This window comes from Flectobacillus sp. BAB-3569, from assembly GCF_002270355.1.
GTDB classification, from domain to species: Bacteria; Bacteroidota; Bacteroidia; order Cytophagales; family Spirosomataceae; genus Flectobacillus; species Flectobacillus roseus.
In genome coordinates this window covers 1-535 of the sequence record NZ_NJFZ01000072.1, presented here as the reverse complement: position 1 = coordinate 535, position 535 = coordinate 1, and the positions used below count along the sequence as shown (strand labels likewise).

Below are 535 nucleotides of genomic sequence, written 5' to 3'. Positions count from 1 at the left end.
CTCCAAAGTTTGCTTTTGCCGAACCATAAGTTTTTTCAGTTCTCTCTGTTCTTGGTTTTCTTTCCGAACCTTCTTCTCTACGCTCGTTACGTGGAGCATCTTTGTCAAATCTTGGACGGAATTCACGCTTTTCGCCATCAAATCCGCCTTCACGACGTGGACGTGAGTCTTCGCGGTTGAAGTCACGTTTTTCGAAGCCACGACCTTTATCTTCAAATTTTGGACGGAATTCACGTTTCTCGCCATCGAATCCACCTTCGCGACGTGGACGTGAGTCTTCGCGGTTGAAGTCACGTTTTTCAAAGCCACGACCTTTATCTTCAAATCTTGGACGGAATTCACGTTTCTCGCCATCGAATCCACCTTCACGACGTGGACGTGAGTCTTCGCGGTTGAAGTCACGTTTTTAGCCACGACCTTTATCTTCAAATTTTGGACGGAATTCACGCTTTTCGCCATTGAAACCGCCTTCGCGACGTGGACCACGTGAGTCTTCACGGTTGAAGTCACGTCTTTCAAAGTCTACTGACCTTTT

1 protein-coding gene is annotated in these 535 nt (G+C 47.1%); it reads right to left on the bottom strand.

Annotation, left to right across the window (positions count from 1 at the left end; genetic code table 11):
* Positions 1-429, bottom strand: a 429-nt coding sequence (locus BWI92_RS26385; protein ID WP_141234949.1) for a hypothetical protein, incomplete at its 3' end; no start/stop codon positions are given.
* Between the last annotated feature and the right edge of the window lie 106 nt (positions 430-535).